Genomic DNA, 5,235 nt, shown 5'->3' on the forward strand with positions numbered 1-5,235 from the left:
CCCCAAGCGCCCCAATGTGGCGTTCGGTGCGTTGGACGCACCCAATGTGGCGTTCGGTGCGCTGGACGCAACCAACGCCACATTGGGGCGCATGTGTCCGGGGCTCGTCAGCCGGCGGGAGCCGCACGCCAGACGACCACGAACCGCGCGCCTCCGTCCGGGGACTCGCCCACTTGGACGCGGCCGCCGCGGCGGCGGACCGTCTCCGCCACCATCGCCAGCCCCAGCCCCGTGCCGCCCGAAGAGCGGGCCCGGTCGTCGGCGATCCGGTAGAACCGGTCGAACACCTTCTCCCGGTGCTCCGGGGCGATGCCCGGGCCGTCGTCGTCGACCACCACCCGCACCGACGACCGGGACGCCAGCACCGAAACCACGATCTGCCCGCGCGCGTACCGGCACGCGTTGCGCAGCAGGTTGTCCAGCACCAGCTCGACCTCCGCGTGCGCCGAAGACGCCCACGCCTGCGCCACCGCCGTGCTTACCCGCGTCTCCGGCGCCCCCGCCGGCAGCCGCGCCACGGCCGACCGCACTTCGCTCACCAGCTCGACCGGTGACGCCGGCGGCACCTCGCCCGCGTCCGACCGCGCCAGGGACAGCAGCCCGTCCAGCAGCGACGACAGGCGCTCGGCCTCGGTCAAGATGTCCGACAGCGTCTCCTGAGCCAGCTCCGGATCCGGGTTCGTCACCGCGACCTCGGCCTGCACGCGGATCGACGCGACCGGCGACCGGAGCTCGTGGGCCGCGTCGCCGGTGAAGCGGCGAAGCCGTTCGGCCGCCTGCTCCTGCCGCTCCAGCAGCGCGTTGAACTCCTCCGCCAGCGCCCGCAGCTCGTCGTGCGAGTCCGGGAGGGCCAGCCGCGCGCCCGGGGGCAGCGAGCGCACCGAACCCCGCATGCGCGCGACCGGCCGCAACGACAAGCGCACCACCAGCCACGTCGCGAACCCAGCCACCAGCGCCCCGACCGCCGCGACGACCACCAGCCACACGCCGCCGTAGTGCACCGCGGCCGCGAAGCCGACCAGGCCGGCCCCCGCGACCACCAAGCGCTGCGACCCGTCCGGCGCGCTGACGACCGTGCCGAGGTACCGGGCGCCGTCGCGCTGGACCGGCTGCCCGGCCTTCAGCGTCGAAACGTCGGACGGGGAAAGACCCGCCGGGGTGCCGCCGTCCACCGGCGTGCCCGCGATGTCGAGCACCCGCAGCGTCACCGGCGCCGCACCCGACAGCGGACGGCCGGCGCTCACCTCGGCGCCCGCCGGGCCGAGTGCGGACGTGAGCTCCCGGTCGACCGAGCCGATGAGCAGCGGCGAGAGGTTCGACGCGGCCAGCGTGGCCAGGCCGAGCAGGCAGGCCAGGGTGATCGTCGCGGCCAGCAGGGTGATCCGGACCTGCAGGGACCGGCCCCGCCACCAGGAGATCACGGCGTGATGACCTCGTCGAGCTGCGCGTCGGACGCCAGGTAGCCGTGCCCCCGCACGGTCCGCAGCAACGCGCCGGCCCCGACCGCGTCGAGCTTGCGGCGGACGTACCCGACGTAGACCTCGACGAGGTTGCGGGTCACCGCCTGCTCCTCCCCCCACACCGCGCGCAGCAGCTCGTCCTTCGTGACGACCGTGCCCGCTCGGCCGACGAGCACCTCCAGCAGCGCGAACTCCCGCGGGCTCAGCCCGACCTCTTCGTCGTGCCAGTGCACCTGCCGCAGCCCGCGGTCGACGGCCAGCGCGCCGAGCCGCAGCGTCCCGCGGCCGGACTCCGGCCCGGCCCGGCGCAGCACCGCGCGGACCTGCGCGACCAGCACCACGAACGAGAACGGCTTGACGAGGTAGCCGTCGGCGCCGAGGTCGAGGCCGTCGGCCTGGTCGATCTCGCCGTCCTTGGCCGAGACGAGCAGCACCGGCGTGGTGACGCCGTCCTTGCGCAGCCGCTCCAGCACGCGGTAGCCGGACAGCCCCGGCAGCATGATGTCCAGGAGGATGACGTCGAACGAGCCCGTGCTCGCCAGCTGCAGGCCGGTGGGCCCGTCCGCGGCCGTGACCACGTCCATGTCCTCCGCACGCAGCCCGCGCTGCAGGGCCTTGCGCACGCCCGGTTCGTCGTCGACCACCAGCACCCGAGGTTTCACGAGACTCATCATGGCCGGTTTCCGCAGGTCGTGCGTCAGCTCTCAGCACGATCTCAGTGTCGGGGAGAGAACCTTCAGGGGTATCTCAGCCTCGAGAGGGAAGCGTCGTGGCCAGGGAGCCGGGCACACTCGAGCCCGGGAACACCACAGGGAGAGACGCATGAAACCGAAGACGAAGGGCATCACCGCCGCGGTCCTCGGCACCGCGCTCGGTGCCGGCGGGCTCGCGTTCGTCGCGATGCCGGCCAGCGCGGACGACAAGCCGGCGCTGCCGCAGGTGAGCGCCGAGGACCTGGTGCAGTCGGTGGTCAAGGCGAAGCCGGGCGCGTTCGACGGCACGCTGAAGGTGAGCAACGACCTGGGCCTGCCCGCGGTGGGGAACGCGGTGCCGGGCGCCCAGGCGCTGAACATGGACTCGGCGCACATCTTCAGCGACGGCGCGGGCAAGAGCCGGCTCGCCGTCACGCAGGGCGCGAGCCAGGAGACCGTGGTCCACGACGGCACCACCGTCTGGGACTACAGCTCCAAGTCGAACACCGCGACCAAGCTGACCATCCCGGCCGACGTGGCCCAGCGGAAGGGCGCGGGCAGCGACAAGACGGCCGACCCGCTGGCGGCGTCGACCGAACTGCTCGCGAAGGTCCGCGAGAGCAGCACGGTGTCCGTCGACGGCACCGCGACCGTCGCCGGCCGCCCGGCCTACGAGCTGGTCCTGACGCCGAAGCCGACCGAGCGGACGCTGTTGCGCGAGATCCGCGTCGCGGTCGACTCGCAGACGCGGATGCCGCTGCGGATGTCGGTGCTGAGCAACGGCACGGCGACCCCGGCGCTCGAGGTCGCGTTCACCGAGATCGAGTTCACCCAGCAGCCGGCCGACCTGTTCACCTTCACGCCGCCGAAGGGCGCCAAGGTGCAGGAGAAGACCCCGCAGGTCGACCAGCACGCGAAGGACCTCGCCGAGCAGGCCAAGCAGGACGTCAAGGTCGTCGGCGACGGCTGGGACACCGTCATCACCGGCAAGGTCCCGGCGGACGCGCTGAACCAGGCGCCGAAGCAGTCCGGGCGGGAAGGCCGCGGCGGCAACGCCGACCCGAAGGCGCTGCTCGAGCGGTTCGGCAAGAAGGTCAACGGCACCTGGGGCAGCGGCTACCTCTTCACCACGAAGGTCGGCAGCGCGGTGCTGACCGATGACGGCCGCTTCGCCGCCGGTGCGGTGCCGGAGCAGGTCCTGTACGAAGCGCTGGGTCAGAAGTGACCAGCACGGCTGTCGAGTCCGGGGCGGAGGCTTCTGCGGAGGCCTCCGCCCCGGCGGTTCCGCTCGCCGCGCGGACCCGGGGACTGCGCAAGGTCTACGGCAGCACGGTCGCGGTCGACCACGTCGACCTCGACATCCCGGCCGGCGCGGTCGTCGGCATGCTCGGGCCGAACGGCTCGGGCAAGACGACCACCATCCGGATGCTGCTCGGCCTGGTCCGGCCGACCGAGGGCGAAGTCGAGCTGCTCGGCCGTCCGATGCCGGACGCCGCCGCGCACGCGCTGCCGGACGTCGGCGCGCTGGTCGAGGGGCCGGGGTTCCACCCGTTCCTGTCCGGCCGCGACAACCTGCTGCGCTTCGCCGCGGCCGAACCGCGGCTGTCCTCGGCCGGGATCCCGGCCGCGGTGGACTCGGCGCTGGAGCGCGTCGGGCTGACCGGGGCCGCACGACGGCGGTACAAGGGGTATTCGCTCGGCATGAAGCAGCGGCTCGGGCTCGCTTCGGCGTTGCTGGTGCCGCGGAAGATGGTCGTGCTCGACGAGCCGACCAACGGCCTCGACCCTGCGGGTACCAGGGAGATCCGCAGGATCGTCGCCGAGCTGCACGCCGAGGGCGTCACCGTGCTGGTGTCGTCGCACCTGCTGGCCGAGGTCGAGGCGACCTGCACGCACGTGGCCGTGCTGCAGAGCGGGAACGTCGTCGCGCAGGGCGAGCTGGCGGAGCTGCTGGAGTCCGGGAACGCGGCCCTGCTGGTCCGCACGCCGGACGCGGAGAAGGCCGTGGAAGTGCTGCGGGAGAACCGGATCGGCGCGCGGCTGACGCCGGAGGGCGTCCGCGCCGACCTCACGGCGGCCGAAGCGCCGCGGGTGCTGCAGGTCCTGGTGGGCGCGGGGGTCGCGGTCCACGAGGCGACGCGGGCCCGCACCGGCCTGGAAGACCTGTTCGCGCGGCTCACGGAGGGGGCGGAATGACGGCGGTCCTGGAGGCACCGGCGGCCCGCACGGGCCACGACACGGTGCCGTTGCCGCGGCTGCTGGCCGCGGAGCTGCGCTGGATCTTCCGGCGGCCGCGCACGCTGGCCGTGCTCGGGCTGCTGGCCCTGATCCCGGTGGTGATCGGCATCGGCCTGACGCTGGTGGACGACGCGGGTGCGCAGGGCGGCGGCCCGGACGACGGCGGCGGAGCGCTGCTGGCCTCGGCGGTCAACAACGCGTTCGTGCTGCCGATCGCGGCGATCGTGATGTCCCTGGCCCTGCTGCTGCCGCTGGCGTCGGCGATGGCGGGCGCGGACGCGATCGCGGGCGAGACGTCCCACGGAACCCTGCGCGGCTGGCTGATCGCGCCGGTCGGGCGGGGGCGCCTGCTGGCGGTCAAGGCGTTCGGCGTCGCGACGGTGTCGGTGGTTTCGGTGCTGGCGATGTGCGTCACCGGTGTGGTGACGGGCCTGATCATCAACGGCACGGATTCGCTGTTCACGCTGTCGGGCACGACGTTGTCCCTCGGCGGTGCGCTGGCCCGGATCCTGCTGGTGGCGGGCTGGGTGGTGCTGCAGCTGTGGGCGGTCGGCGCGGTGGCGCTGGCCATCTCCAGCTGGACCGAGCACCCGATGCTGGTGGTGGCGTCCGTGCTGGCGGCGGACATCGTGTTCACCATCCTCGGGTTCCTGACCTCGCTGGACTGGCTGCACCCGTTCCTGCTGACGCAGAACTGGTCGATGGCGCCGGCGGAGGTGCTGCAGGACCCGATGGGCACACAGATGCTGGGAGAGGGCGCGTTGCGCGCGGCTCGCGCTCGACCCCGACGGGATGGCGGTGGTCGGCCGGTCGTGAGTGGTAAGGCGGGTTCTAACCCGCCTTAC

At 73.2% G+C, this 5,235-nt stretch carries 5 protein-coding genes; 3 read left to right on the forward strand and 2 right to left on the reverse strand.

Features of this window, described 5'->3' with window-relative positions; translation table 11 throughout:
- Positions 1-107: 107 nt before the first annotated feature.
- Positions 108-1,421: a sensor histidine kinase gene (locus ACWEVN_RS46310; protein ID WP_449688164.1), complete on the reverse strand. Its 1,314-nt coding sequence runs from the start codon at positions 1,419-1,421 to the stop codon at positions 108-110.
- Entirely contained in the window at positions 1,418-2,134 is a 717-nt protein-coding gene (locus ACWEVN_RS46315; protein WP_310973518.1) for a response regulator transcription factor, read from the reverse strand. Before ACWEVN_RS46315 ends, ACWEVN_RS46310 begins: the two co-directional genes overlap by 4 nt.
- Before the next feature lie 148 nt (positions 2,135-2,282).
- Between ACWEVN_RS46315 and ACWEVN_RS46320 the strand changes: the two genes are divergently transcribed.
- The 3 genes from ACWEVN_RS46320 to ACWEVN_RS46330 form a co-directional block, all read left to right on the forward strand.
- A complete protein-coding gene (locus ACWEVN_RS46320) occupies positions 2,283-3,377 on the forward strand; it encodes a LolA family protein (RefSeq protein ID WP_452055513.1) in 1,095 nt (364 codons plus the stop codon).
- Entirely contained in the window at positions 3,374-4,348 is a 975-nt protein-coding gene (locus ACWEVN_RS46325; protein ID WP_452055514.1) for an ABC transporter ATP-binding protein, read from the forward strand. The genes ACWEVN_RS46320 and ACWEVN_RS46325 overlap by 4 nt, the downstream gene beginning before the upstream one ends.
- The coding region (locus ACWEVN_RS46330) for an ABC transporter permease (protein ID WP_452055515.1) at positions 4,345-5,235 on the forward strand (891 nt) is incomplete at its 3' end. The genes ACWEVN_RS46325 and ACWEVN_RS46330, both read left to right, overlap by 4 nt.

This window comes from Amycolatopsis sp. NPDC003861 (assembly GCF_053605405.1).

Excerpts from the sequence above, each read along its gene's own strand:
- ACWEVN_RS46315 (WP_310973518.1), bottom strand. The coding sequence starts at position 2,134 with ATGATGAGTCTCGTGAAACCTCGGGTGCTGGTGGTCGACGACGAACCG.
- ACWEVN_RS46320 (WP_452055513.1), top strand. The coding sequence starts at position 2,283 with ATGAAACCGAAGACGAAGGGCATCACCGCCGCGGTCCTCGGCACCGCG.